The 26605-nt window shown below is 50.0% G+C and carries 23 protein-coding genes; 18 read left to right on the top strand and 5 right to left on the bottom strand.

What is annotated here, in order from left to right; all coding sequences use genetic code 11:
* The first annotated feature begins 19 nt into the window (after positions 1–19).
* Positions 20–736, top strand: a complete 717-nt coding sequence (gene trmB, locus MKY64_RS20570; protein WP_076160578.1) for a tRNA (guanosine(46)-N7)-methyltransferase TrmB — start codon at positions 20–22, stop codon at positions 734–736.
* A 79-nt stretch (positions 737–815) separates the two neighbouring features.
* On the opposite strand, the gene MKY64_RS20565 is transcribed toward trmB, so the two are convergent.
* Together MKY64_RS20565 and MKY64_RS20560 are read right to left on the bottom strand one after the other, a co-directional pair.
* Positions 816–1955 (bottom strand): MGDG synthase family glycosyltransferase, encoded by a 1140-nt coding sequence (locus MKY64_RS20565; RefSeq protein WP_340955400.1) that lies wholly within the window; start codon positions 1953–1955, stop codon positions 816–818.
* A 53-nt stretch (positions 1956–2008) separates the two neighbouring features.
* Entirely contained in the window at positions 2009–2536 is a 528-nt protein-coding gene (locus MKY64_RS20560; protein ID WP_036727657.1) for a phosphatase PAP2 family protein, read from the bottom strand.
* Between the two features lie 417 nt (positions 2537–2953).
* Between MKY64_RS20560 and MKY64_RS20555 the strand changes: the two genes are divergently transcribed.
* The 4 genes from MKY64_RS20555 (at position 2954) to rplT (ending at position 5626) form a co-directional block, all read left to right on the top strand.
* Positions 2954–4195: a glycosyltransferase family 2 protein gene (locus MKY64_RS20555; protein WP_340955398.1), complete on the top strand. Its 1242-nt coding sequence runs from the start codon at positions 2954–2956 to the stop codon at positions 4193–4195.
* Positions 4196–4479: 284 nt separating this feature from the next.
* Complete coding sequence (infC, locus tag MKY64_RS20550) at positions 4480–4977, top strand: translation initiation factor IF-3 (protein WP_036696103.1); 498 nt, start codon at positions 4480–4482, stop codon at positions 4975–4977.
* Positions 4978–5034: 57 nt separating this feature from the next.
* Positions 5035–5235 (top strand): 50S ribosomal protein L35, encoded by a 201-nt coding sequence (gene rpmI, locus MKY64_RS20545; protein WP_036696104.1) that lies wholly within the window; start codon positions 5035–5037, stop codon positions 5233–5235.
* Between the two features lie 31 nt (positions 5236–5266).
* Positions 5267–5626 (top strand): 50S ribosomal protein L20, encoded by a 360-nt coding sequence (rplT, locus tag MKY64_RS20540; protein ID WP_036649386.1) that lies wholly within the window; start codon positions 5267–5269, stop codon positions 5624–5626.
* Between the two features lie 85 nt (positions 5627–5711).
* Here rplT and MKY64_RS20535 read toward each other — a convergent pair whose 3' ends face one another.
* Complete coding sequence (locus MKY64_RS20535) at positions 5712–6254, bottom strand: acyl-CoA thioesterase (protein WP_036696107.1); 543 nt, start codon at positions 6252–6254, stop codon at positions 5712–5714.
* Between the two features lie 308 nt (positions 6255–6562).
* On the opposite strand from MKY64_RS20535, the gene MKY64_RS20530 reads away from it, so the two are divergent.
* The 5 genes from MKY64_RS20530 (at position 6563) to MKY64_RS20510 (ending at position 12013) form a co-directional block, all read left to right on the top strand.
* Complete coding sequence (locus tag MKY64_RS20530) at positions 6563–7645, top strand: BMP family lipoprotein (protein WP_036727661.1); 1083 nt, start codon at positions 6563–6565, stop codon at positions 7643–7645.
* A gap of 178 nt (positions 7646–7823) precedes the next feature.
* Positions 7824–9362: an ABC transporter ATP-binding protein gene (locus MKY64_RS20525; protein ID WP_340955395.1), complete on the top strand. Its 1539-nt coding sequence runs from the start codon at positions 7824–7826 to the stop codon at positions 9360–9362.
* A complete protein-coding gene (locus tag MKY64_RS20520) occupies positions 9355–10431 on the top strand; it encodes an ABC transporter permease (RefSeq protein WP_339313108.1) in 1077 nt (358 codons plus the stop codon). The genes MKY64_RS20525 and MKY64_RS20520 overlap by 8 nt, the downstream gene beginning before the upstream one ends.
* Positions 10432–11388, top strand: coding sequence for an ABC transporter permease (locus MKY64_RS20515; RefSeq protein ID WP_036727665.1), 957 nt, complete (start codon positions 10432–10434; stop codon positions 11386–11388).
* Positions 11389–11662: 274 nt separating this feature from the next.
* Complete coding sequence (locus MKY64_RS20510; RefSeq protein WP_036727667.1) at positions 11663–12013, top strand: hypothetical protein; 351 nt, start codon at positions 11663–11665, stop codon at positions 12011–12013.
* Positions 12014–12034: 21 nt separating this feature from the next.
* Here the strand turns inward: MKY64_RS20510 and MKY64_RS20505 are convergent, their stop codons facing one another.
* Positions 12035–12481, bottom strand: coding sequence for a GNAT family N-acetyltransferase (locus MKY64_RS20505; RefSeq protein ID WP_036727669.1), 447 nt, complete (start codon positions 12479–12481; stop codon positions 12035–12037).
* Between the two features lie 621 nt (positions 12482–13102).
* Here MKY64_RS20505 and ilvB point away from each other — a divergent pair.
* The 5 genes from ilvB to MKY64_RS20480 all read left to right on the top strand — a co-directional run bounded on the left by ilvB (position 13103) and on the right by MKY64_RS20480 (position 23510).
* On the top strand, positions 13103–14854 hold the full coding sequence (gene ilvB, locus MKY64_RS20500; protein WP_036727670.1) for a biosynthetic-type acetolactate synthase large subunit: 1752 nt from the start codon (positions 13103–13105) through the stop codon (positions 14852–14854).
* Positions 14855–14859: 5 nt separating this feature from the next.
* A complete protein-coding gene (gene ilvN / locus MKY64_RS20495; RefSeq protein WP_036727931.1) occupies positions 14860–15339 on the top strand; it encodes an acetolactate synthase small subunit in 480 nt (159 codons plus the stop codon).
* A gap of 205 nt (positions 15340–15544) precedes the next feature.
* Positions 15545–16537: a ketol-acid reductoisomerase gene (gene ilvC / locus MKY64_RS20490; RefSeq protein WP_036727672.1), complete on the top strand. Its 993-nt coding sequence runs from the start codon at positions 15545–15547 to the stop codon at positions 16535–16537.
* Between the two features lie 108 nt (positions 16538–16645).
* On the top strand, positions 16646–18187 hold the full coding sequence (locus MKY64_RS20485; protein ID WP_036727673.1) for a 2-isopropylmalate synthase: 1542 nt from the start codon (positions 16646–16648) through the stop codon (positions 18185–18187).
* Between the two features lie 463 nt (positions 18188–18650).
* On the top strand, positions 18651–23510 hold the full coding sequence (locus MKY64_RS20480) for a SpaA isopeptide-forming pilin-related protein (protein ID WP_340955393.1): 4860 nt from the start codon (positions 18651–18653) through the stop codon (positions 23508–23510).
* Between the two features lie 156 nt (positions 23511–23666).
* Here the strand turns inward: MKY64_RS20480 and MKY64_RS20475 are convergent, their stop codons facing one another.
* The gene (locus tag MKY64_RS20475) at positions 23667–24815 is read right to left on the bottom strand and encodes a response regulator (protein ID WP_340955391.1); all 1149 of its coding nucleotides are present in this window, start codon (positions 24813–24815) and stop codon (positions 23667–23669) included.
* Between the two features lie 211 nt (positions 24816–25026).
* Here MKY64_RS20475 and MKY64_RS20470 point away from each other — a divergent pair, with 211 nt between their 5' ends.
* The 3 genes from MKY64_RS20470 (at position 25027) to MKY64_RS20460 (ending at position 26595) form a co-directional block, all read left to right on the top strand.
* Positions 25027–25569, top strand: coding sequence for an RNA polymerase sigma factor (locus tag MKY64_RS20470; protein WP_036727677.1), 543 nt, complete (start codon positions 25027–25029; stop codon positions 25567–25569).
* On the top strand, positions 25566–26036 hold the full coding sequence (locus MKY64_RS20465) for a zf-HC2 domain-containing protein (protein ID WP_209874751.1): 471 nt from the start codon (positions 25566–25568) through the stop codon (positions 26034–26036). Before MKY64_RS20470 ends, MKY64_RS20465 begins: the two co-directional genes overlap by 4 nt.
* 61 nt (positions 26037–26097) lie before the next feature.
* Positions 26098–26595, top strand: a complete 498-nt coding sequence (locus tag MKY64_RS20460; RefSeq protein ID WP_076076916.1) for a hypothetical protein — start codon at positions 26098–26100, stop codon at positions 26593–26595.
* Positions 26596–26605 lie beyond the last annotated feature (10 nt).

The raw sequence follows: 26605 nt of genomic DNA, 5'->3' as shown, positions 1-26605 counted from the left end.
GATAAGCGGAGGAGTACCTATGCGTTTACGCGGAAGAAAAGGAATACGTGAAAGTCTTGAGGAGCAGACCGATCTGGTCATCCTGGAACCACGCAGCCTGAAGGGGCGCTGGTCCGAATTGTTCGGCAATGATCATCCGATTCATGTGGAGTTCGGAATGGGCAAGGGACAGTTTATCAGTCAAATGAGCTTCAAATACCCGGAGATTAATTTCATCGGCGTGGATATGTATGACGAGCTGGTGCGGCGCGCAGCCGAGAAGGCCCGGAATGTATGGGAGCCGGCAGGAGAAGAGACACCGCCCAACGTGAGAGTGGCCTTGGCCAATATCGATTACGCGGAGGAAGTGTTCGCTCCAGGGGAGCTGGAACGGATCTATCTCAACTTCAGTGATCCCTGGCCGAAAAGCAAGCATGCCCGCCGCCGTCTGACGCATCCGCGTTTTCTGGATAAATACCGCGGACTGCTCAGTCCGCTCGGCGAGATCCATTTGAAGACGGATTCCCGCAGCCTGTTTGAATTCTCGCTTAATGCCTTTGCGGACTATGGCCTGCAGATGAAGAATATTTCGCTTGACCTGCATGAGGGCGGCGTGATCAACGAAGAGCATGTAATGACCGAATACGAGACCAAGTTCTATGGACGGGGCGTGAACATTCACCGCTGCGAGGCAATTGTCGGAGACGAGGCGCTGAAGCAATATCAGGCCACCCGTCTGGACAAGTACCGCCTCTAGGCTGCATTACCTGCAATTACAGCAAAAGGCAGTCCGGTTCATTCATACCGGACTGCCTTTTGCGTTCTTACCTGCTTCTCTACTCCCCATGTTCTGCGCGCGGTTTATCCAGCATATCAATAATGCTTTGGGCGCTTTGCAGCGGGTTGTACCTGGAGATGGCCTCCAGATGGGCCTTGCGCGCCGCACGGACATTCCCGTAATCATTCAGCAGCCGCTCCATCCACCGGTCAACTACATCGAGGGAGCTGATCGGCTCTCCCAGTCCGGCGGCAGTGAAGTACCGGCAGTTCTCTTCTTCCTGGCCCGGCAGCGGAGAGTGGAAGAGCATCGGAATGCCCTTGGCCAAGCCTTCGCTGCAGGTCATGCCGCCCGGCTTGGTGACCAGCAGGTCGGACACCTCCATCAGCTTGTCAATCTCCCGGGTGAAGCCCAGCAGCCGGATGTTGGGATGCCTGAACCGCGGGTCTTGCATCATCTCCTGCAGCAGCTTGTCATTCTGGCCGAGGCAGAACACAATCTGCACCTTGTCCCGCCATCCGGCCAGAGCCGCATTGACTACTTCGTCATTCATCATGCCCCATCCACCGCCCATGACCATGACCGTCGGAACACCAAGCAGCTTGAACTGCTCTTGAATGTCTTCCCGGCCGTGCTGCTCCCAGAAGCTCGGGTGGACAGGAATGCCGGTTACCCGGATCTTGAAGGCGGCAACGCCTCGGCGGCGCAGCTTCGCCTTGACCTCAGGGGTGGATACCAGATAGCGGTCCACCTGCGGGCTGATCCAGCTGGCATGGGCGTCATAATCTGTAATGACTGTAATCAGCGGAGCCTTCAGCGACGGGTGAAGCCGCTTCAGGCGTGAGATAACAGCACCGGGAATGAAGTGGGTACAGACGATAATGTTCGGATTCAGCTGCTTCACAATATTTTGGGCATGCGTATAAAACAAGCGGTGCAGGGCAAGTGTGGTAAGACGATTGAATGATTTCTGGTGACGGTACACATAGCCCATCAGCCGGGGCTGGGAGGTAACCGTCTTGCGGTATGCCGAGACAATGAGCGGGGCCACCTTGGGATTCAGGAAGCTCCCCAGCTCCAGCACCTTGGTCTGCACCTCTGGAGACAGCTTCCGCAGGCTGCTCGACAGCGCATATGCAGCCTGGGTATGCCCGGCACCGAAGCCCTCTGACAGCAATAATATTCTTTTTTTGCGCAATGTATAGTTCACCTGTTCCCTAGAGGTATTGACCGGCCGGCGCCCCTTAGGCATCATATCCAGAGGGCAAGCGTACCGGCTGCGACTCCAGACCCAATGACCGCTCCTGCGAGGACATCAGATGGATAATGCAGCCCGAGGTAGATCCGGGAGAAGCCGACTGTGCAGGCCAGAGGAAGCAGGACCGCAGTCAGGACAGGAAAGGCTATCATATAAGGAACCGTTGAGGCGAAGATAGCGGTCGTATGGCCTGAAGGAAAAGAATGATCCTTAAGCGGATTGCGGAACGTATTGGTGTCCGGCAGGGCCAGATAGGGCCGCAGGCGCGGGTAGAGCTTTTTGGCGATAGCGACGGGCACATGGCTTATCGCCAGCGCGGCCAGTGCCTGAAGTCCTGTAGTTCTCCATGGCTGCGGGCACACTGCCCAGACCAGGAGATTGATGCCGATCGCGCTTGTTGCACCTCCGAGATGAGTGAGGTAGAAGAGCCAGAAGTTCAGAAACGGATTGTGCATCCGTCCGTTAATCCATTGAAACACCCGCTGCTCCAGGAGATGCAGTTTCTTGAATAAAGGTCTCATATCATGTCCCTCCGATAGTCCGGCTAAAAGAGTTCTGGCGCAGCTTAAGCAGCAGATTTCACGGCCTGAAGCTGTCTTTATCATACTTTTTTAAGGTAGCCCGTTCAAGAAAAAGCTCGGGTCCGCTCGAAAAATGTCTCTTTTGACTTGTGAGCCCCAAAGCGACTACAATGATTCAAGCAGGAAGATCGCGTTTATAAGGTAACAGAGAAATAAGGAGCCAGCCAGTACACTGGAATCCATATTCATATCTTGTGAAACGGGACATAACACAATTCGGAATCCTGCCCGGAACTAAGGGGAAATTCTTGTCTACAGTAAGGGATGCAACAAAAGGGTCAGATAGAACGTTAGCAAGTTAGAGAGAGAAAAAGAGAAAAAACATCAAGATTTGGAAAAAGGGGGCATCTAAAGATCATGACAGACGCATTGTTTGTTACGCTCCAAGTGATCTTGGCGGCAATCGCAGTTTATCAGTTTGCATTTTCGCTGTTTGGACTGCGCAAGAAGAAGAACAAGGTTAGGCATGCGCCGCAAAAGTCATTTGCCGTACTGGTCGCCGCACACAACGAGGAAGAAGTGGTTGGCGCTCTGATGGAGAACCTGAAGCAGCTTAATTATCCCCAGGAACTTTACGATGTATTTGTCATCTGTGACAACTGTACGGATAATACCGCTGCGATCGTGCGGGAGCACGGCATGAATGCCTGTGTACGTACCAACAGCAACCTGCGCGGTAAAGGCTATGCCATCGAGTGGATGCTGAAGGAGCTGTGGGCGCTGCCCCGCCAGTACGACGCTGTAGTCATGTTCGATGCCGACAACCTCGCACATACAGAGTTCCTGACAGAGATGAACAACGATCTGTGTTCAGGCGGACGGGTCATTCAAGGCTACATTGATACGAAGAACCCGGAGGATTCCTGGATCACGGCTGCTTACGGCGTATCCTACTGGTACATCAACCGGCTGTGGCAGCTGTCGCGCCATAATCTGAAGATGGCCAACTTCCTCGGCGGTACAGGCATGTGCTTCGAGACGAATCTGCTGAAGGAAATGGGCTGGGGGGCAACCAGTCTGGTTGAGGATTTGGAATTCACCATGCGCAGCGCCTCCAAGGGCGTATATCCAAAGTTTAATTATGATGCCAAAGTATTCGATGAGAAGCCGCTTACTTTCAAGGCTTCCTCCAGACAGCGTCTGCGCTGGATGCAGGGTCATTTCACCGTAGCCCGCCGTTACTTCTTCCCGCTGCTGTGGCAGGGGATCAAGGAACGCAGCCTGACGAAGTTCGACCTGGCACTGTATGGAGCTAACGTATACATTGTGTTGCTTACGTTCCTGATGACTGCCGTAATGTTTGTGGATAATGCTGTGTTTGGCGGTCCGCATATTGCGAATATTTACGGACATCTGCCGCTGTGGCTCGGGTACTTTGCCGTAGGGGCGAACATTCTGACCTTCCTGCTGGCCATGGCGCTGGAGCGGGTGAAGTTCAAGAAGGTCTATCTGTACCTGCTGGTGTTCCCGGTCTATCTGCTCTCGTGGTATCCCATCACGTTCTATGCGTTCTTCACGCAGAACAACAAGCAGTGGAGTCATACCAAGCATACGCGCGTAGTCCGGCTGGAGGAAGTGCAGAGCAAGCAGGTTTCATAATTCGCACTGTAAATTAATAATTTCTGAGGATGTTGACATCTTCAGTCTGATGATGTATAGTATTCAAGTGTGCAAAACATAGGGATTGCAAGCAGAAGCACCGGCTTCTCACCTGACAGGCTAACAGCCTGCTGGTTTTGATCTCAATGCTTTATGAATGGTTACAATTCATGAACGTTGATCAAACGGGGTGTCGGGGAATTACCGGCATCCCTTTTTTATGGAGAACCGTAATATATTATCTGAAAATTATTCGGAGGTGGAGGATTATCAGTAAGGAACATATGATCAATGATGAAATTCGTGCCAAAGAGGTTCGGCTGGTCGGAGCAGAGGGTGAACAAATCGGGATCAAGCCGATCCGCGAGGCGTTACAAATGGCGATCGATCTTAATCTGGATTTAGTCAACGTAGCACCGCAGGCGAAGCCGCCGGTATGCCGCATCATGGATTACGGCAAGTTCCGTTATGAAACGCAGAAGAAAGAGAAGGAAGCCCGCAAGAACCAGAAGATCGTGGATCTCAAGGAAGTCTGGTTCCGTGCAAACATTGAGGAACATGATTATCAGACCAAGTTCCGCAATGTAATCAAGTTCCTGGGCGAAGGCGATAAAGTGAAGTGCTCCGTCCGTTTCCGCGGCCGTGAGATTACCCACGCTAGTATCGGCCAGAAGATCCTGGAGCGCGTGAAGAGCGAAGTAGAAGAAATTGCTGTTGTAGAGCGCCAGCCTAAGCTGGAAGGCCGCAGCATGATTATGATTCTGGCTCCGAAGCCCCAATAATCCTGGAGTCACTTGCATAGCAATTTGGCGCCGCATAATATTCAAGGAGGAAACACCATGCCTAAAATGAAAACACATAGCAGCCTGAAAGGCCGCTTCAAGATCACTGGAACTGGTAAAGTATTGCGTTACAAAGCTCACAAGAACCACTTGCTGTCCCACAAATCGAAACGTGCAAAACGCGTATTGAACGGCAATCCGGTAATGGCCCCTGGGGATGTAAGACGTTTGAAACAAGGACTCGCTAACTTGAAATAGTTAATCACACATTTTTGGGAGGTTTATTAATATGGCAAGAGTTAAAGGCGGATTTGTAGTTCGTCGTAGACATAAAAAAGTATTGAAGCTGGCAAAGGGTTACTTCGGTTCCAAGCACCGCATTTTCAAAACAGCTAAAGAGCAAGTAATGAAATCGATGGTTTACGCATACCGTGACCGTCGTCAGACGAAACGTAACTTCCGCAGACTGTGGATCGTTCGTATCAATGCTGCAGCCCGTTTGAACGGTCTGTCTTACAGCAAGCTTGTATACGGCCTGAAATTGGCTGGTGTAGAAGTGAACCGTAAGATGCTGGCTGATCTGGCAGTGAATGATCTGAACGCCTTCAACTCCCTGGCTGTTGTTGCCAAAGAGAAGATCAACGCGTAAGACGCTATAAACCGAAAAGCACCGCCTGCGGGTTCTCCCGTGTGACGGTGCTTTTTTTGCGCGGTGGGAACCGCCGGATGGACGGCTATTCCCAGTATTTCGTTGTGCTAAGCAGCGAAGCAAGTTTCTTGCTGCTGGAGCGTCTCAGCTTGCGCAGCGCAGACCGCTCGTCAGCAGACTGGCAGATCAGCTTCTCTTCGTCGGTCTGGGCCACGATGGCCGGAACAGGGGCTGTAGTGCCGTCTTCATTCATAGCTACGAAGGTCAGGAAGGAAGTTGCAGCAACAGCGCGTTCGCCAGTGTAGAGATTCTCGGAGATAATCTTGACGAATACCTCAATGCTGGTGCGGCCCGTCCAGGAGACAAAGGATTCGAAGCAGACGGAATCCGTCGGCCGGATCGGCAGGAGGAAGTCGACAGAGTCAGCGGATGCCGTTACTACGTTGACCCGGCAGTGGCGCATGGCAGAGATGGAGGCGACTTCATCGATGGTGCTCATGAGCTTGCCGCCGAACAGTGTCTTGTGATTGTTCACATCATTCGGGAAGACGCGGCCGGTTTTGAATACGCGGGATTCATGACAGTATTTGAAGTCGGGTGCAGCTTGTGGTGTGTGTTCTTGTTCCATTTTCAGTAACTCCCTTTGCGTACAAGATGTAATCATACATGATAATAGAAAAGCTTTCCCTGTGCAATAATAATGTTAATGCACTTGGAGCCATAAGCTACATTTTGAGGTTTTCTAACATATAACGGACACAGAAATAACAGCCCGTGTCAAGGTAAGCGATTTCTTGTTGAAAAATGCAAATTATTATTGACCTGAGGTCATTAATAGACTGGATTTTAGCTTTTTTTGCAGGTATAATTTGTACTAATGGTATGTCCAAAGCAGAACAAAGAAGACATCCAATTTACTAAGGGGGATCACTTTCGATGAAGAAGTTTTACCAACTATCTTTGGTTATGGTTATGGCCTTCACTGTCATTCTGGCAGGTTGCGGTAACAATAACAGCGCTAATTCCGGCTCCAATGCTGGAACAGCAACTACTGCACCAACAGACGCAGCTGCAACAGAAGCACCAGCAGCAACTGACGCTCCTAAGGCTGTCAAACTGGGTCTAGTAACTGACGTAGGCGGAGTAAACGATAAGTCCTTTAACCAGTCTTCCTGGGAAGCACTGGAGGCTATGGAGAAGGAATTCGGCGCTGAGATCAAATACCTGCAGAGTAAATCCAATGCAGACTATGAGCCTAACCTTAACCAGTTCGTTAAAGGCGGCTATGACCTCACTTGGGGAATCGGCTTCGACCTTGGCGATGCCGTACTGAAGGTTGCCAAAGAGAACCCGAATGCTAACCTTGCGATCATCGACAGTGTAGTGGACGCTCCTAACGTTGAATCTGTAACCTTTGCCGAGAATGAAGGCTCCTTCCTGGTGGGTGTTGTTGCTGGTATGACAACCAAAACCAACAAAGTAGGTTTCATCGGTGGTATGGAAAGCCCGGTTATCAAACGTTTCGAAGTGGGCTTCAAAGCCGGCGTAGAAGCGGTTAACCCTAATGCAAAAGTAACTATCACTTATGCAGGTGCTTATGACAAGCCTGATACTGGTAAATCTTTGGCTGCAACGCTGTATGATGCCGGCAACGACATTATTTTCCCTGCTGCAGGCGCAACAGGCAACGGCGTATTTAACGAAGCGAAATCCCGCAACAAAGCCGGCGGCAGCAAAGTATGGGTTATCGGCGTTGACAAAGACCAGTCCCTGGAATTTGGCGATGATGTAACGCTGACTTCCATGATCAAACGTGTTGACGAAGCGGTTAAGAAGGTTTCCCAGCAGGTTGTTGACGGTACCTTCAAAGGTGGTACTACAACTGTTCTTAGTCTGAAAGACAACGGTGTAGGCCTTCCTGAAACATCCAAAGCTAACGTTACTGCCGATATTCTGGCTAAGGTTGACGAATACAGCAAACAAATCATTGATGGAACAATCGTTGTTCCTTCCGAGTAATTCATTGCTTCAGCTTAACCCGATTTAACATAACGACGAAGCAGGGCCGGTTCAAACACTGGCCTTGTTCTCTGTCAGCATCTGTTATAGACAATCACAACTGTACCGTCCTTGTGTGGGGCGGTACAGCCGTGTCTAAAAGGCAATATTATATATATTCTGTGATGAGGGTGATTCCATGAGTGCTGCGGCTCCTGTCGTAGAGTTGAAGCAAATCACAAAACGCTTTCCCGGTATCGTTGCGAACGACTCCATTAGTCTGACGCTGGAAAAAGGGGAGATCCATGCGCTGCTTGGTGAGAACGGGGCAGGCAAATCAACCTTGATGAATATCGTATTCGGACTGTACCAGCCCGATGAAGGCAGCATCGAAATCGACGGGAAACCGGTTATTATTGATAACCCCAATAAAGCTATTGAGCTTGGCATTGGTATGGTTCACCAGCATTTCAAGCTTGTTGATCCTTTTACGGTCACCGAGAACATTGTTCTGGGCATGGAGCCGAAGAAAGGTCTTAAAATTGACTATAAATCCGCTGCGGAGCAGGTTCGTAAGCTATCTGAGCAGTACGGGCTCCAAGTCAATCCAAATGCCAAAATTCATGACATTTCGGTAGGCATGCAGCAACGGGTAGAAATTATGAAAACCCTGTACCGCGGAGCGGATATACTTATATTCGATGAGCCTACCGCTGTACTAACGCCGCAGGAAATTACGGAACTGATGGCGATTATGAAGCGGCTTGTTGCAGAAGGTAAATCCATTATTCTGATCACACATAAGCTGAAAGAAATCATGCAGATTTCCGACCGTGTCACCATTATCCGGCGCGGTAAGGTGATTGATACGGTGAAGACCACCGAGACCAATCCTAACGAGCTTGCTGAGAAGATGGTCGGACGCGGAGTAACCTTCAAAGTGGACAAGCAGCCGCCGCATATTGGCGAGAGCATCCTGAAGCTGTCTAATGTCAGCAGCAAAAGCAAGAATGGCGTGCCTGTGCTGAATGGCCTGAGCTTCGAAGTTAAGGCGGGGGAGATTCTCGGAATCGCCGGAGTGGACGGTAACGGCCAGAGTGAGCTGATTCAGGCCATTACCGGGCTGCGCAAGATTGACTCAGGTTCGATCCAGGTCTCCGGTAAGGAGATTGGCAATCTGTCACCGCGCAAGGTATCTGAAATGAATGTCTCCCATATTCCGGAGGACCGTCACAAGCATGGTCTGGTGCTGGACTTCACCGTGAGCGAGAACATGGTTCTGGAGACGTATTATAAGAGTCCATATAACCAGAACGGGTTCTTGAACACAGATGTGATTAACAAGCATGCCGAAGATCTGGTAAGACAATTCGATGTGCGCACACCTTCTATAGAGAATAAAGCCCGCTCCTTATCCGGCGGTAATCAACAAAAAGCGATTATTGCGCGGGAAATAGACAAGAATCCGACTCTTCTGATTGCCGCTCAGCCAACGCGCGGTTTGGATGTCGGTGCCATTGAATTTGTGCAGAAGCAGCTGATTGCGCAGCGTGACCAAGGCAAGGCTGTACTGCTGATTTCATTTGAGCTGGATGAAATTATGAATGTGTCCGACCGGATTGCCGTTATTTATGAAGGGCAGATTGTCGGAGAGGTATTCCCGCAGGATACGAATGACCAGGAGCTGGGTCTGATGATGGCGGGCAGTTTGAAGCGGGGAGGTCATGCGGATGTCTAGACTCCGGAAAATATTCGCAACAGACAGCTACATAATTCCTCTAGTAGCAATTCTGATGGGTTTCCTTGTCGGTGCTATCGTCATGCTGATTGGCGGTTATGATCCTATTGCGGCTTACTCTGCGCTGTTCAAGCGCGTGTTCGGCAGCCCGTATGATTTCGGTGAGGCGATCCGCGAGATGACTCCGCTTATGCTGACGGGTCTGGCTGTAGCCTTTGCCTTCCGCTCAGGGATGTTCAACATTGGTGCGGACGGGCAGGTCATGATCGGGATGACGGCTGCATCTGTTGTCGGCATTAAGCTTGGCGGGGTATTGCCCGGCTTCCTGTTAGTCCCGCTTGCAGTCATTGCAGCCGCTGTTTGCGGCGGACTATGGGCCGGTATTGCCGGATATCTGAAGGCCAAGCGCGGAATTAATGAAGTTATCACAACGATCATGTTGAACTGGATTGCGCTCTTCCTGTCGAATTATATTGTCCGGACGTTCCTGCTTCTGCAAGGGCAGAACCGGTCGGAGGATAATCCGGCTTCTCTATCCATGACCTTCCTCTTCTCCACCTTTGATAATGCCCGCTTGCACTGGGGAACCGTGATTGCCCTGGCGGCAGCAACTTTCTTCTATGTCTATCTGTGGAAGACCAAGCAGGGCTACGAAATGCGTGCAGTAGGCTTGAATCCGCATGCTGCCGAATATGCAGGAATGAACGTCGGACGCAATGTGGTGAAGGCAATGTTCATCAGCGGCGTGTTCGCAGGTCTCGCAGGCGCTGGTGAAGTACTGGGTGTATTCCATTATCAATCCGTATTTGCAGCTTCACCTGGTTATGGATTTGACGGTATCGCTGTTGCCCTGCTTGGACTGACCCATCCGCTGGGTGTCATTCTCGCTGCTATTCTATACGGCACGCTGACGTACGGTTCGGCAGGCATGAGCTTCGGTGCGGATGTGCCTCCGGAGCTGATCCGTATTGTAATCGGTTCGATCATATTCTTCATTGCTGCGCAAGGCATTGTACGCTGGGTGCTCAAACCGTTTTACTTCAAGCGCAAGAAAGAGAAGGTGTTATAGATGGACTTCGTAGTCTTAGGCCAACTGCTCAATACGACGCTTGTTTTTTCCACAGCGCTAATATTTGCCTCCCTCGGCGGCATCTTCTCTGAACGATCCGGTGTGGTGAACATCGGACTTGAAGGCTTAATGATGTTTGGCGCCTTTGCAGCTGCAGTAGGTGGCTACTATGCTCAAGATGCAGGCATGGGCGAATGGGCACCTTGGGTCGGGGTGCTCTGTGCCATGGCTGTCGGAGTAATCGGTTCACTGATCCATGCTGTGGCTGCGATTACCTTCAAGGCTGACCAGACGATAAGCGGTACGGTTATTAACTTCCTGGCCGCAGGCAGCACATTGTACATGGTTAAGCTGTTCTTCGAAGGATCAGGCGAAACTCCGCTGATCGACGGATTCAGCAAAGTGGCGATTCCCGGGCTCTCGAAGATTCCGGTTATCGGCGAGGGGATATTTAACTCCTATCCAACCACTTATCTGGCGATTATCTTAGTCATTGTCATTTATTTCATCCTGTTCAAAACTCCGTTTGGACTCCGTCTGCGCGCAGTCGGTGAACATCCGAGTGCGGCTGATACCCTGGGTGTCAATGTCAACAAGATGAGATATATCGGCGTCATGCTCAGCGGACTGCTGGCGGGTATCGGCGGAGCCACCATTACCTTGACTACTACAGGTACGTTTGCGCACAATACGATCTCGGGACAAGGCTTCATTGCCATTGCTGCGATGATCTTCGGGAAGTGGAATCCGCTTGGTGCCTTCGGTGCTGCGGTATTCTTCGGCTTCTCCCAGGCGATCCGCAACTATGTCCAGCTGTTTGAATGGTCCAAGAGCATTCCGCAGGAATTCATCTTCATGATTCCTTATGTGTTAACCATTATCGTTCTGGTGAGTGCTGTGGGCCGTTCCTCGGCACCTAAGGCGCTTGGTGAACCTTACGATCCGAGCAAACGCTAAGGCTATCGGTATACCAATTCCAGAGCTTATCAGAACAGAGCGCATTTCCGGATTTCCGGGAATGCGCTTTTTTGATAGATAAGAATTTATATGTTTTGGGGTCCCCGCAAAGCACCTGAGTCATCGTCGAAGCTAAAGTCCCACTTTGTGGGGGGATTTTGTAATCATTGCAGGCAGCAGCTGCGGATACTTTCAGCCCGGAGGCGGGCAGATGTACAGGCAAATACCAGGTGAGGCGAATAGAGTGTTAAGAAACAAATACAGGAGGGATATTATGGCACACCCGGTTACGAAGCAACAAGTGATCAAGCTGATAGGCAAACATATCGTGGCGGTAAAAAAAGACGGGTCCAAAGTGACGGGCAAACTGATCCGCATCTCAGGCAACCGGTTGATTCTGCAGCGTATCAGTGGTAAAAAAGTACAAACCAAGGCACTGATTCCGCTCGTATTGTTTGATTTGCTGGCCATTGGTACGGCTCCTTACGGTTATGGCGGAGGCTACGGGTATGGCGGTGCTCCTTACGGGGGCGGTTATGGCTATGGCCATGGTCCAGTTCCCGGCCCTTATGGCGGCTACGGCCCAGGTCCTGGTTATGGAATTCCGCCGATCGGATTCTTTTAAGCCATATAACTTGCTGCTTTATTAGCGGAACTGTTTCTCAAGCTCATAGCAGTAGTTTTGCGGTTGATAACGGGCTACGCTGTAGCCCAGTTTTTCATAAAAGTTCAGACCGGCAGTATTTCCGGTATCTACAGAGACCTTTGCTCTGTGGCATGCACGGGATAGTGCAAACCGCTCCGCCCTGTCCATAAGCATATTTCCGTATCGCTTACGCCTTGCATCCGGGGCAATGGCGAGCATATCAATGTATAATAAATCGCCATGCAGCAGAAAATGCACGAACCCCAGCGGATCACTGTCGTAGTCGGGACAAGCAACAAGTGTGACTCCCTGTCCCAGGCGGCGGGGCAGATCCTTCCTGACCTGATTAATGATTGTCTGCGGAAGATGGGATAACGGGACAAGCTGCTTTTCAATTAAGTCATAAATAATCGTGTCATCCTGCCTGGGTCTGCGGTAACGAATCATAAATATTGCCCCCTTTCCACGCATTGTCGTACATCATATGCCCCGGGCGGTGTGGGCGTTCCGGCAAGAATAGAACAAGATTTTATGAACAATTTAATGTATAACCCGCAGATGGGTATTGACTAACCGTGTGAGGAATCATATAATGTGTCTAAACATTTAACGAGCATACATGTATCGGCAATGATGAGGACGAAGTTTTAAGGGCTCTTTTGTTCAGAGAGTGAGAGGAATTGCTGCAACCTCCACCAGAATCCCTTATATACGAGCTCACCTCGGAGCTGTTTCCCTGAAAGGCCCACCAGCAGGAGCGGTGGAATTATTAGGGGGAATCGTTTGGTCCGCGTTAGGGACTTCAGGTTACGAAGATTTGGGCCCTGCCTACATCGATGGATTTTTGTATACCTGATAAGGCATATCATCGTGAGATGTTATGCAAACATGGGTGGTACCACGGAAGCTAAACCTTTCGTCCCTCACGCGCTTCTTCTGCGCGTGGGAGGCGAAAGGTTTTTTTGTTGAAACAGGAAAGATTTAAGCCTGTTCGCTAATATTAAAGGTTGGATACTGACGTCCTGTCATTTGAATAATGTATGTGAACGATCGAAGGGAGGAATACTGATGAGCGCGCAATTACCGGAAGAAGTGCGGTCGATAGAGCAGTTACGTGAGAAATGGAAAAATCCAGAGGTGGTTTCGGGTTCCGAAGTCCTCCTGCGCAGTCTTGTACTGGAAGGTGTAGATACTGTATTTGGATATCCCGGCGGGGCTGTACTCTATATCTATGATGCTCTTTATGGATTCGACGATTTCAATCATATTCTGACACGCCATGAGCAGGGAGCGATCCATGCGGCTGACGGGTACGCAAGAGCGAGCGGTAAAGTTGGCGTATGTATTGCTACTTCAGGCCCCGGGGCAACCAATCTGGTAACCGGAATCGCTACAGCTTTTATGGATTCGGTTCCGCTGGTAGTCATTACCGGTAACGTATTCTCCAGCCTGATTGGCACAGATGCTTTTCAGGAAGCGGATATTACCGGGATAACGATGCCGATTACGAAGCACAGCTATCTGGTGCGGGATGTTGAGGATCTGCCGCGCATTATTCATGAAGCCTTCCATATTGCGAATACGGGACGTAAAGGTCCGGTACTGATCGATATTCCGAAGGATGTATCGGCGGCGATGACATTGTTCACTCCGGCAGAACACCAGGGAGTTAACCTTCGCGGCTACAATCCGCGCACGGTTCCCAATAAGCTGCAGCTCGATAAGCTGGTGAAGGCTATTGAGGCGGCGGAGCGTCCGATTATTATTGCAGGCGGCGGAGTCATCTACTCTGGAGCGCATGAGTCCATGTATGAATTCGTGAAGCGCACGGAGATTCCAATTACTACTACATTGCTGGGACTGGGGTGTTACCCGAGCGGCGAAGAGTTGTGGATGGGAATGCCGGGAATGCACGGCACATACACAGCCAATAATGCTATTCAGCAATGCGATCTGCTGATTAACATCGGTGCCCGGTTCGATGACCGCGTAACCGGCAAGCTGGACGGCTTCGCTCCCAAAGCGAAGATCGTGCATATCGATATTGATCCGGCCGAGATCGGCAAGAATGTAGCAACTGATATTCCCATTGTGGGCGATGTTAAGACGGTTCTGGAAATGCTGATCCCGGATGTGAAGCGTGCCTCGAAGGCCGATGCCTGGAGAACACAGATTGCCCAGTGGAAGCTGGACCAGCCGTACCGGTACAAGGATTCGGAGACGGAGCTGAAGCCGCAGTGGGTCATCCAGATGATCAATGACACCACCAAAGGTGAAGCTATTGTGACGACTGACGTAGGCCAGCATCAGATGTGGGCTGCTCAATATTACAAGTTCAACCATCCGCGTTCATGGATTACTTCGGGGGGCCTTGGAACAATGGGCTTCGGATTCCCGTCAGCGATCGGGGCGCAAATGGCCCATCCGCAGCGGCTCGTAGTCTCTATTAATGGTGATGGCGGCATGCAGATGTGTTCCCAGGAGCTTGCGATCTGTGCGATCAATAAGATTCCGGTCAAGATCGTTGTGATTAACAATCAGGTACTCGGAATGGTTCGTCAGTGGCAGAACCTGATCTATGAGAAGCGTTACAGCTATACCGATCTGGCCGGCAGCCCGGACTTTGTGAAGCTGGCTGAGGCTTACGGTGTGAAGGGCCTGCGGGCAACGAACAAGGAAGAAGCCAGCGCCGCCTGGAAAGAAGCCATGGAAACACCTGGACCTGTCCTGGTAGAATTCGTTGTCCCCAAAGACGAGAATGTCTACCCGATGGTAACCCAAGGGTCTACCATTGATCAAATGCTGATGGGGGATGAATAACAGTGATGAGACATACGATTGCTGTGCTTGTGAATGACCAGCCTGGCGTGCTGCAGCGGGTATCCGGATTATTCGGCCGCCGGGGGTTCAATATTGAGAGTATTACTGTTGGGCAATCCGAAGAGGTCGGATTGTCCCGGATGGTTATTGTAACGTTAGGTGATCAGCATACTCTGGAGCAGATTGAGAAGCAGCTCTACAAGCTGATTGATGTAATTAAGGTAGTTGATCTGGGTTCAAAGCCTATGGTTGCCCGTGAGCTGGCGCTCATTAAGGTCAAGGCTGAGCCCTCTGAGCGGCCTGAGATTATGGGCGTAGTCGAGACCTTCCGTGCCTCGGTAGTAGATATCGGTACGGCAAGCCTGCTGGTGCAGGTAGTCGGAGAAACCACCAAAATTGATGCAATGATTGAGCTGCTTAAGCCTTATGGCATTAAGGAGCTGTCCCGGACAGGAGTAACGGCGATGATCCGCGGGAATGCCTAATCGTCACATTTTACAGCTTTAACGAATTGCTGCTTGCGTGCATTAATTTAATTAAGACATTCATTTAATTAAGATTAGGACAGACTTTGCCCGCTAAAGAGCGGGGGCTTGAGGAGCACGCTATAATAGAGTAAGCCTAACAGGAGTGTGCTCTTGAAGCACCCGCTCTTTACGATGGGTCCCAAATTAAAGGAGGATTTTGACAATGGCAGTTACAACGTACTATGAACAGGATGCAGAGCTTAGCGTATTGAAGGGAAAGACAATTGCAGTAATCGGGTACGGTAGCCAAGGACATGCCCAGGCACAGAACCTGCGTGACAGTGGTCTTCAGGTGGTTATCGGTCTGCGTGAAGGTAAATCTTTTGAAACTGCCAAGAATGACGGCTTTGAAGTATTGTCTGTAGCAGAAGCAGTATCCCGTGCAGATGTGGTGCAAATCCTCATGCCGGACGAAACTCAGGCATCTGTATATAAGAATGATATCGAACCGAACCTCAAGAATGGCGCGGCTCTGATGTTCTCCCACGGTTTCAACGTGCATTTTGGACAAATCGTAGCTCCTAAGGATGCGGATGTGCTGTTGGTAGCTCCTAAATCTCCTGGACACATGGTTCGCCGCACTTATGTTGAAGGCTTCGGCGTTCCCGGCCTGATCGCTATTGAACAGGATGCAACCGGCAATGCCAAGGCTATTGGTCTGGCGTATGCCAAAGGCATCGGCTGTACCCGTGCCGGAGTCATCGAAACCTCCTTCCGTGAAGAGACAGAAACGGATCTGTTCGGTGAACAGGCTGTTCTCTGCGGCGGTGTGTCCGAACTGATCAAGGCTGGTTTCGAGACATTGACTGAAGCCGGATATGCGCCTGAGATGGCTTACTTCGAGTGCTTGCATGAGCTGAAGCTGATTGTTGACATGGTATATGAAGGCGGATTGTCCAGCATGCGCGATTCCATCAGTAACACAGCGGAATACGGTGACTATGTAACTGGACCACGCATCATCACTGCTGAGACTAAGAAAGCTATGAAAGAAGTACTGTCTGATATTCAACAGGGTAAATTCGCCCGCGACTTTATTCTTGAGAACCAATCCGGCCGTGCCTTCCTGACCGCTACCCGCCGCAATGAAGCCGCTCATCCGGTAGAAGTGGTTGGCAGCCAGCTGCGTGAAATGATGCACTGGATTAAGAAATAAAATCATATACTTCAGAATACAAGTAACCATAGTGTGATTCTCAGATGCGGCCGTAATTTTGCGGGCCGCATTTGAGGGTTTATGGACAATCTTCAGGAGGTGCTCAGCATGCGGAAAATTCATGTGTTCGACACGACGCTGCGTGACGGGGAGCAGTCGCCGGGTGTGAACCTCAATACACGTGAGAAAGTAGAAATCGCTTACCAGCTGGAGAAGCTGGGAATTGACCGGATGGAGGCAGGCTTTCCAGCCGCTTCGCCAGGAGATCTGGCTGCGGTGAACGCAGTGGCCAGAGCGGTCAAGAACGTCACCGTAATCGGTCTGTCCCGTTCCAGAGAGAGCGATATTGATGCGGTCAAGGAAGCGCTGCAGGGGGCACAGGACCCATGCATTCATATTTTCCTGGCTACATCGCCGATACACCGGCAGCATAAGCTGCGCATGGAGAAGTCACAAGTGCTGGAAACGGCACAATCGGCGATCCGCTATGCCAAGAAGTATTTTCCCAAGCTGGAATTCTCCCTGGAGGACGCCGGCCGTACCGAGCGTGATTTCATGGCTGAAATGGTATCCATGGCGATCCGCGAGGGTGCGAATGTGGTGAATATTCCGGATACGGTCGGTTACCTGAATCCGGCGGAATACGGTGCCATCTTCAAATTCCTGAAGGATACGGTGCCGGATATCGAGCGGGTACAGCTTAGCGCCCATTGTCATAATGATCTGGGGATGGCTACTGCCAATACGCTGGCCGCCATTCAGAATGGCGCAGACCAGATTGAGGGTACGATCAACGGGATCGGGGAACGTGCCGGCAATACAGCGATTGAAGAGGTGGCTCTGGCGCTTGAGACCCGCAGTGAGTATTTCGGCGCGAAGACCTCTCTGGTCCTATCCGAAATCTCCCGTACCAGCCGCCTCGTCAGTAAGCTGACAGGGATGGTTGTGCCGGGGAACAAGGCGATTGTCGGCGCGAATGCCTTCGCCCATGAATCCGGGATTCATCAGGATGGCATGCTGAAGGAGAAGACGACCTACGAGATTATGACACCGGAAACCATCGGCCTCAAAGAAAGCAAGCTGGTGCTCGGCAAGCATTCGGGCCGTCACGCTTTCCGCGATAAGCTGAGTGATCTGGGCTATGACATCTCTGAGGAAGAGGTCAATGCTGCTTTTGCCAAGTTCAAGGATCTCGCAGATAAGAAAAAAGAAGTATCAGACGAGGATATCCTTGCGCTTCTGGAAGAGAAGCTGATTGATACACCGGAGACCTTCAGCCTGCAGACGATCTATGTTACGTATGGCAACGAGGCTACTCCAACCGCCAAGGTGATTATTCACGGCCAGGACCCGCAGCCGATTGTGGCGGTTGCCGAAGGCAACGGATCGGTAGATGCGATCTACAATGCCATTGACCAGGCTACAGGGGAAGAAGTCACACTTGGTGATTATTCGATCAAAGCCGTCAGCAGAGGGAAGGATGCTCAGGGTGAGGTGCATGTCGTGCTCTCTCAAGGCGAGGTGGCTGCGCAGGGCCGCGGACTCAGCACCGATATTCTGGAAGCGAGTGCCAGAGCCTACCTGGATGCATTGAACAAGCTGATTGAGAAGCGCAAGACCTACACCAAGCGGGAGCATGCCAATCTATAATTCAATTATTTAAAAGAAGCTTCACCGGACCAGTTCATTTTGTCCGGGGAGGCTTCTTTTTTTTGTTCAATAATCTGCTGAAAATTTTTTGACGCTGAGCATTCCGGGGTAGAATCCAGCTGAAGGGGATTTGAAACAAGTTTTAAATGAAAAGAATGAACAAGATGAGTCGGAAAAATGAAAAATAGTTCATAATCCAGGGTGGATTCCACATTATCAGCGTTTGAAACCACTTTTTTGTCGATAAAAATATTTTATTTTTAAGTTATCTATGATTTATCTCATAATCTGTTCAGAAATTGTTCAGAGGCGGCAAGTAAAGTTACGGAAGTACAGTAAAAGCGAAATCGAAGGCCCACATACATATTAGTGACAGGGGGACGATCGGGAAGAAGCAGGCGGATATGAGAAATGGCGAAGCTGGAATAATCATTTTGCAGAAAGAGAGAGAGGTTATAGTGATATGAAAAGAAAGACGATAGGCGCCTGGTTGGTTGTTGTAATGCTGATTACACAGTTTGCCAACGGTTTCGGGTTCATGACGAAGGTTAAGGCGGATGGGACGGATAATATTATCACCAGTGTTACTATGGCCGTGTATGAGAATGGCACACAGGTCACGGATAACGTGTATAAGCTGGATTCGGAGGTTAAAGTAGGGCTTACCTTCAAGCTTCCGGTAACGGACCCGAGTACTGGGGCACATGGCTACAAGGGTGGAGATACGTTCGTGTATCAGTTGCCTTCCCAGTTAGCCATCGATAAAAATTACTCGGGTAAATTGCTATACGACGGAGTGGAGTCGGGCAGTATCGGGACCTATGCGGTAGGCACAGATAACAAAGTGGTGCTTACATTCAATAGTGAAATCGAAGGCTTGTTTGATGTAGGCGGTACTTTCAATGTGACGTCCAAACTTAGCTCTACCAAAGTCACAGGAACCACGACTCAGGAGCTGTTATTCCCGATCGCCGGGAACCTGAATAATACGATTGTGATTAAAGTCCATCCTAAGGGCGGCACCAGCATTACCAAGGACGGAATTCCGCAGCCGCAAAAATACAACCCGTCCAGTATTCTCTGGACCGTTGATGTGAACACGGTGCAGGACGAAGTATACAAAGCGGTTGTTACGGACTCTCTTCCGGCAGGCCTGGAGCTTGATCCAAGTTCGATTGAGGTCTATAAGCTTGCAGTGGATGTCCAAGGGAATACATCGCAGGGAGCGCAGATCGGGTCCGACCAATATGATGCTTCAGGCAGCACGGCAAGCAGCTTGAACGTGAAGTTTAATAATACAATTAAAGATGCGTACCGGGTGAAATTCTCGACTAAGATTACAGATACATCGGTTAAAAATTTCACTAATACCGCTAAGCTTACTGGCGAAGGCATCGATAAGAGTTCTTCAAAGACGGTTGATATTGTGCGCGGACTTCCGTTAAAGAAGACTGCAGGAAATTTTGATCCTACGGATGAGACCATTCCTTGGGAGATCCAGTTCAACTATAATGAACAAACCATTACATCTGCGAATGCGGTGTTGCTGGATTATTTTAACGACTCCCAGGAATTGGTGGAGAGTTCATTAGTCGTATACAAAATACAATTGGATCAAGACGGAAAAGAAGTAGGAAGCGGGACTCCAATTGTTAAGGGACCTGATTATACGCTAAGCCCTTTGAACGACAAAACGGGCAAGAACGGGTTCGAACTGAAGTTTAATAATGATATCAATTCAGCTTACAAAATTGTCTATAAAACAAAAGTTAAAGATCGAGTATACGGATATACAGAAACGATCCGCAATGATGTGTCCTACAATGGTGAGACCAAAGGGGCTTCACGGGATATTAACCAGCGCATTGTGGATAAAAGTTATGCGGATGTAGACTATTTGAACAAGACGGTAAAATGGACCATCAATGTAAACAAAGATTCTAAACTGATGAAGAATCTGGTGCTGACGGACACTTTTGATAATGGCGGGTTGAAATTGATCGAGCCGATCACTATTAGTTCTACACCAGCTATAAACAGCGCAGACTATACGATTACACCTAACGGAACAGATTATGCCAAGGGTGCCGGATTCACCATCACATTCTCGAAGCCGATCGACAAGCCGTTTACAGTGACGTATACAACTAGCTTCGACTTCTACAAATTGCAGGGTGCAACCAGCTTCAAGAACACCGCACAGCTCGATTGGAAGGATACTAATGACAAGGATCACGCCATTAAGGTTGATGCAACCTTTGATCCGAGGTCTGAAGTCAAGAACAACGGTAATAAAACAGGTTCATACGATGTAAAGACCAAACAGCTTACTTGGACAGTAAGAGCCAACTATAATAAACGGGTGCTGGCTGCAGGAGCTACGCTGGTGGATACGATTCCCACAGGTCAGAAAGCAACTAGCGTTACTGCAGTAGTGTATAAATTTGATTATGCTGCGAATGGAAACCCTGTTAAAGGTGCTGTCATAGACGCATCGAAATACGATCTGACTGTCACAGACAAGCAACTTACAGTTAAGTTTAAAGACCAGGTGGACTATGCCTTCTATGTGGTCTTCAGTACAGAGTTCATTGGCAGTGATATCAATCAAGGTACAGTTAAGAATACAGCCACTTTATATGACAAGGACAACGAAGCGGTTTCTAAGCCCCTGGAAGCAACAGTTACTATTCCTAAGGGCGGACAATATGTAATTAAAGGCTTTTCCCAGGCCAATAATGATCAGACTCTCCTGAACTGGAAAGTGGTCATCAACGCGAACCAGTCGGTTGTCAAAAATGTTAAAATTGTGGATACGCCAAGTGTGAATCAGGTGCTGCTGTATGACAGCTTCCACCTCTATGTGACGACAGTGGATCAGAGCGGGAACGCTGCGGATCCAAAGACTGAGGATGAATTGAAGAAGGGTGTAGACTACACTCTGGACTTTAAAACGGGAACGGATGGTAAGGAAAGCTTCGAGCTTGTCTTCCTGAACCCGATCAGCGAACCATACATTCTTTCGTATCAGTCCGTTGTGACTGAGGCTGGAAATGTAGCGGTGAGCAATGCCATCTCCTTCAGCGGAGAAGGCGTGAAGCAAATTAATGTACCGTATACATCCAATAATAATGTAACCATTGTAGACACATCCGGTACAGGTAGTGGTGTAAAAGGCACGCTGACCGTAACCAAGACCAATCAGACCGGTGATGAAAAGCTTAAAGGTGCCGAGTTCGCACTCTCACGGGTGATTGGAACTGAACTGAAGGAGACTCAAAAACAGACTTCTGCAGAAGACGGAACCCTGACTTTTACAAATCTTAAGGCTGGTAAATATGTATTGAAAGAAACCAAAGCTCCGGCAGGCTACTCACTGGACAGCTCAGAGATTAAGGTAACAATCAATTCGTCCACAGCTGTGAAGCTGACCGTCAAGAATGATTTCTTCGGTTCACTCAAGCTGACCAAGTTGGATGTGAATGATTCCTCCAAGAAGCTGGAAGGCGCAGTATTCGAGCTGTTTGACTCCAAGGGTGCATTGGTGGATTCGAAAACAACCGATGGTAACGGTGAGTTGAAATTCATTAAGCTTAAGGGCGGGGAGTATACCCTGAAGGAGAAAACCGCTCCTGCCGGTTATATCTTGGATACCAAAGTGATTAATGTTACCATTGATCCATCACAAGAGAAAACTCTTACAGTAACTAACGCACTGATTCCTGCCGAAGTCTTCGGCTCGCTCAAGGTGACTAAGGTTGCTGAGAAGGATGCCAGCAAGAAGCTGGAAGGCGCAGAGTTCGGATTGTATGATTCCACTAAGAAGCTAGTAGCAAGTGGCAAAACAGACGCTAACGGTGTATTGGAATTCAAATCGCTGAAGCTCGGAACGTACACACTGAAGGAGCTTACTGCCCCTGCCGGTTATGTGCTGGATGCAACAGAGCATCCTGTAACGATTGATTCCGGCGTACAGAAGGTACTCTCGCCAATTACAAACGCACTGATTCCAGCCGAAGTCTTTGGTTCACTCAAGGTGACTAAGGTTGCTGAGGAGGATGCCGGCAAGAAGCTGGAAGGCGCAGAGTTCGGACTGTATGACTCCACTAAGAAATTAGTTGCAAGTGGTAAAACAGACGCTAAAGGTGTATTGGAATTCAAATCGCTGAAGCTCGGAACGTACACACTGAAGGAGCTTACTGCCCCTGCCGGTTATGTTCTGAATGCAACAGAGCAGACTGTAACAATTGATTTCGGCGTACAGAAGGTACTCGCGCCAATTACGAACAAACTGATTCCAGCCGAAGTCTTTGGTTCACTCAAAGTAACGAAGGTTGCTGGGGAGGATACGAACAAGAAGCTTGCAGGAGCAGAGTTCGGACTGTATGATTCCGCTAAGAAATTGGTGGTAAGCGGAAAAACAGATGCAAATGGTGAACTGGTATTCACATCCCTGAAGCTGGGGAATTATATTCTGAAGGAAATTACAGCTCCGGAAGGTTATGTTCTGAGCACAATAGAGCATTCTGTAACGATTGATTCCGGCGTGCAAAAGGTGCTGTTGCCAATTACTAACCAAAAGGTAACCACACCGCCGACAGAACAACCAGCAACACCGACACCGACACCAACACCAACACCAACGCCGGTGACACCAACATCAACACCGACACCGACGCCAGTTACAGAACCAACATCAACACCAGCACCAACATCACCGCCGGTGTACTATACACCGACACCTGAACCATCAAGCATTCCTGGAGTTATCGGTACACCAACACCGACTCCATCGGTAACGCCAGCACCAACGGGGACTCCGGCTGCTTCCAGTACGCCAGGAGTAACGGCAACACCACAGGTGACGCCAGCAGCAACACCGGCCCAGCCTGGAACGGTTAGCACTCCAACGCCGCAAGCCACACAGGTCACTACGATTGAGGAAGTGCCTATCGACGGCGAGATCCCGCTGGGAGGTATTCCTAGCATCGGCGAAGAGCCGGCGCATGGTACGGTAACTATTACACCGGATGGCAAATGGACGTATACTCCTGATCCAGGCTACACCGGCAAGGATAAATTCACGATTGTCGTAACAGATGAAGACGGCAATGAGGAAGAGATTACAATTGAAGTTGGAGTCGATGAAGTGCCTAAGGGCACGGTTACAGAACCAACTGACAAAGGCAACAACAGCGGACTTCCCGGCAAGCTTCCGCAGACCGGAGAAGAAAGTCCTCTCCCGCTGTATCTGACTGGCGGCGGATTGATTATTCTGGGAGCTGTACTGGCCAGAAGATTTAATGCCCGCAAGAAAATGTAGGAGAATGCACCTTAGCAGGTATTAACCAGCTAATATGGCAGCATACACAAAGACACCCGCAGCAGGCTGCGGGTGTCTTTGCTCTTATAAATATAAAGTCGCTGAAATCATACCGTCCCCTGAAAGGTCAGCATTGCCGTTTCTATTTACGGAGAATCACATGCTTCTGAGGTTAAGATGCTTCCATTCCTCATACCAGCGCTTAATACTCGCGGGCGGCTTCACGCCGAGCTCCCGCTTCAGTAAATCCGTCAGAATATGATATTGTTCCTCTACCGCTGAACGCTCTCCAATGCTGTCGTAGACCTTCATCAGCCCGAGATGCCCCTGTTCAAAATAAGGCTGGAGCTGCACCACTCTCTGGTACACGGTCACTGCTTCCGGTATCCGGCCGCTGCCGACATAGAATTCTGCGATATTCATTGCGTGATGCAGCCAGATGGTCCGCAGACGCTGCCGTTCCCCTTCCGCCCAGAGGTAATCGTAATCGTTCAGATAATCGCCGGAATAGAATTCGAACAACCGCTGATGTTCCTCATAGTTATCTTTATTGATGGCATCCAGGGTAAGAATGCCCTTCTCCCATTCGTAGCTGTCTATCAGCAGGCTGCCGGTCTCCAGGGTGTAGCCTTCTCCTCCGCTGGCATTGCTGATCTGCAGATCGATCTCCGCCTGCTTCAGGCATTGCCGAACCTGATAAATCGTTGTATAAAGATGAGTGGAGGCCTTCTTGAGATTGAAATCAGGCCACAGCAGATCGGTTAGGGTATCTTTGCTTACGAACCGGTTGCGGTTATGAAATAAATAAGCGAATAATTCCTGTGCCTTGGAGGTGCGCCAGCGGATATTGGGCAGCGGCTGGCCGCCCCGTTCGAATCTTAAGGACTGGAAGCTGCGGATCATTACCGTCTGTACAGGCTTGCGCGAATCCTCCTGTGCCTGGCTGAGACGCTCCTCCAGCCGCTCGATGGTCTTCAGCAGACGGCCCCGCTGTACAGGCTTAAGAACATAATCAAGCGCATAAAGCTCGAACGCCTCGATGGCGTAGCTGTTATGTGCAGTTACAAATACGATGCTTGCCTGCGGGCACAGCCTTTGCATGGCCTCCGCAGCCTGGACGCCATTCATCTCAGGCATATCAATGTCGAGGAAAATCACATCAGGGCGTAGCAGCGGCACTGCTTTGACCGCCTCGGAAGGATCAGTATAAGCAGCGATTATATTTATAGTTGTCAGTTCCTCCAGCATCATTTTCAGCTTCATAAGAGCAAGCCGTTCATCATCTACCAGCAAGGCCTGAATCATGTCTATCCCACCACTTCATTAAGGAATGTTGTCTTGTCATAGGCTGTTTAAGGATAATTCGACAAGGATGCGGGTTATCCTCCCTCTGAGCTTGCACTTGAGGCTGATTTTGAATAGAAATGCTGCTATTCTAAAATAATTTAAAAAACTATGCAGGGGAACCTTAAAGCCAGACGTCTAACGTTATGTAGCTGAAGGAGGGAAGAAAGACTTGGAAGAGACGGAGTGGATCAGTGCTGTGCTAAGCGGGGAGCATCAGGCCTTCGGGAATCTGGTGACCCGTTATCAAGGCATGGTATATAGCGTATGCATCAAAATTACAGGAGAAGCCGAGTCTGCCAAGGATATGGCTCAGGAAGTCTTCATCAAAGCCTATAAAGCCCTTCCCACCTTCAGAGGACAATCTTCCTTCTCCACCTGGCTGTACCGGATTGCTTACCGCACCTGTCTGGACTGGAAACGGGCCAATGACCGGGAATGGCGGCACCGGAGTGCAGCAGATTACACTGAGAATGACTGGGTGACTTCACAGACACCTGAACAGGCAGTGCTTCGCAAGGAGGCTTCCCGGGAGTTGGGTGAGAACCTGAATAGTCTGGCGGAACCGTACCGGTCGGTTGTGCAGCTGTACTATTTTCAGCGCCACTCCTATCAGGAGATCGCGGAGCAAAAAGGAATTTCGGTTAAAACGGTTGAATCGCAGCTCTATCGGGCCAGACAGATGATGCGCAAAAGCGGGGAGGAATGGCGATGAATTGTTCAACAGTAAAAGAGTGGATGCCGCATTATATAGATGGACAGTTGTCACCTGAGGCCCAGCAGGCGATCTATCTGCATATCCAGACCTGTCCCGGCTGCGCGGAATGGCTGGAGGAGGCGCGGGAGCTTGCGGCGATGTGGAGCGAGATGGAAGCCGGGCTGGATGTTAACGGGCAAGAGCCCGTGTTGCCGCATGACTTCCCTGATTTGACCGGGGATGTTATGGCAAGGATAGGCCAGCTGGAGAACGGACGCAGAGAACGGATCGTGAAATCAACCATGTCCAGACGGCGTACGACCCGGGGAACCTCCTGGATGCATTACGGCGTGGCGGTCGGTCTGACGTTTCTCCTGCTGCAGCTTGGCGTATTTGAGAATTTGGCCTATGGCATCACTGAAATCAACGGGCATATGTCCACATCGGTCAGCTCCTGGTTCGGCCCGCAAGGTAACAATAAATAAATCCATAGCGGCTTCGCCGGTTATCTAATTTATTTCAACAAAACTTTTGGGAGGGTAACATATGATTAAAAAAAGACGCTGGCTCACGTTTCTCCTGGCTATGGTTCCGGGACTGGGCCACATGTATCTGGGCTTTAAAAAAATGGGTCTGGAGTATATGATTGGAGCATCGCTCTGTATTATATTCATTCCGTCTATGCCCGCCGTGTTTCCGTTCGCACTTGCTGCGCTCTGGTTCTATCAATTATTCGATGCGCTGCAAAAGGCGGCTTGGATGAAGGTGTCGGCTGCCGAGCATGAGCGGATGATGTTCCATCCGGATAGCTTTGGAGCACCCTGGTCAATGGGAATGTCTGCGCCCCCGATGTACCCGCATGATGACGTGAATCCAGTGTGGGTCGGTATAGGGTGTGTTATCGCGGGCATCCTGCTGCTGCTCATCACTGCATTTCCCGCTCTGTGGGAAATACTGAGCGATATGAATATCGGAGCGATTCTGTTGTCGCTTGCCTTGATCGGGTATGGATTCAGAATGCTGAAGAATAATTCAAAAGTATAGTGAAATGGGG

Origin of the sequence: Paenibacillus sp. FSL R7-0210, assembly GCF_038009085.1 — a bacterium.
In the GTDB taxonomy this organism is placed as follows: domain Bacteria; phylum Bacillota; class Bacilli; order Paenibacillales; family Paenibacillaceae; genus Paenibacillus_AQ; species Paenibacillus_AQ silagei.
Note: the sequence above shows the minus strand (reverse complement) of the source record. Positions and strands in the feature narration are given on the sequence as shown.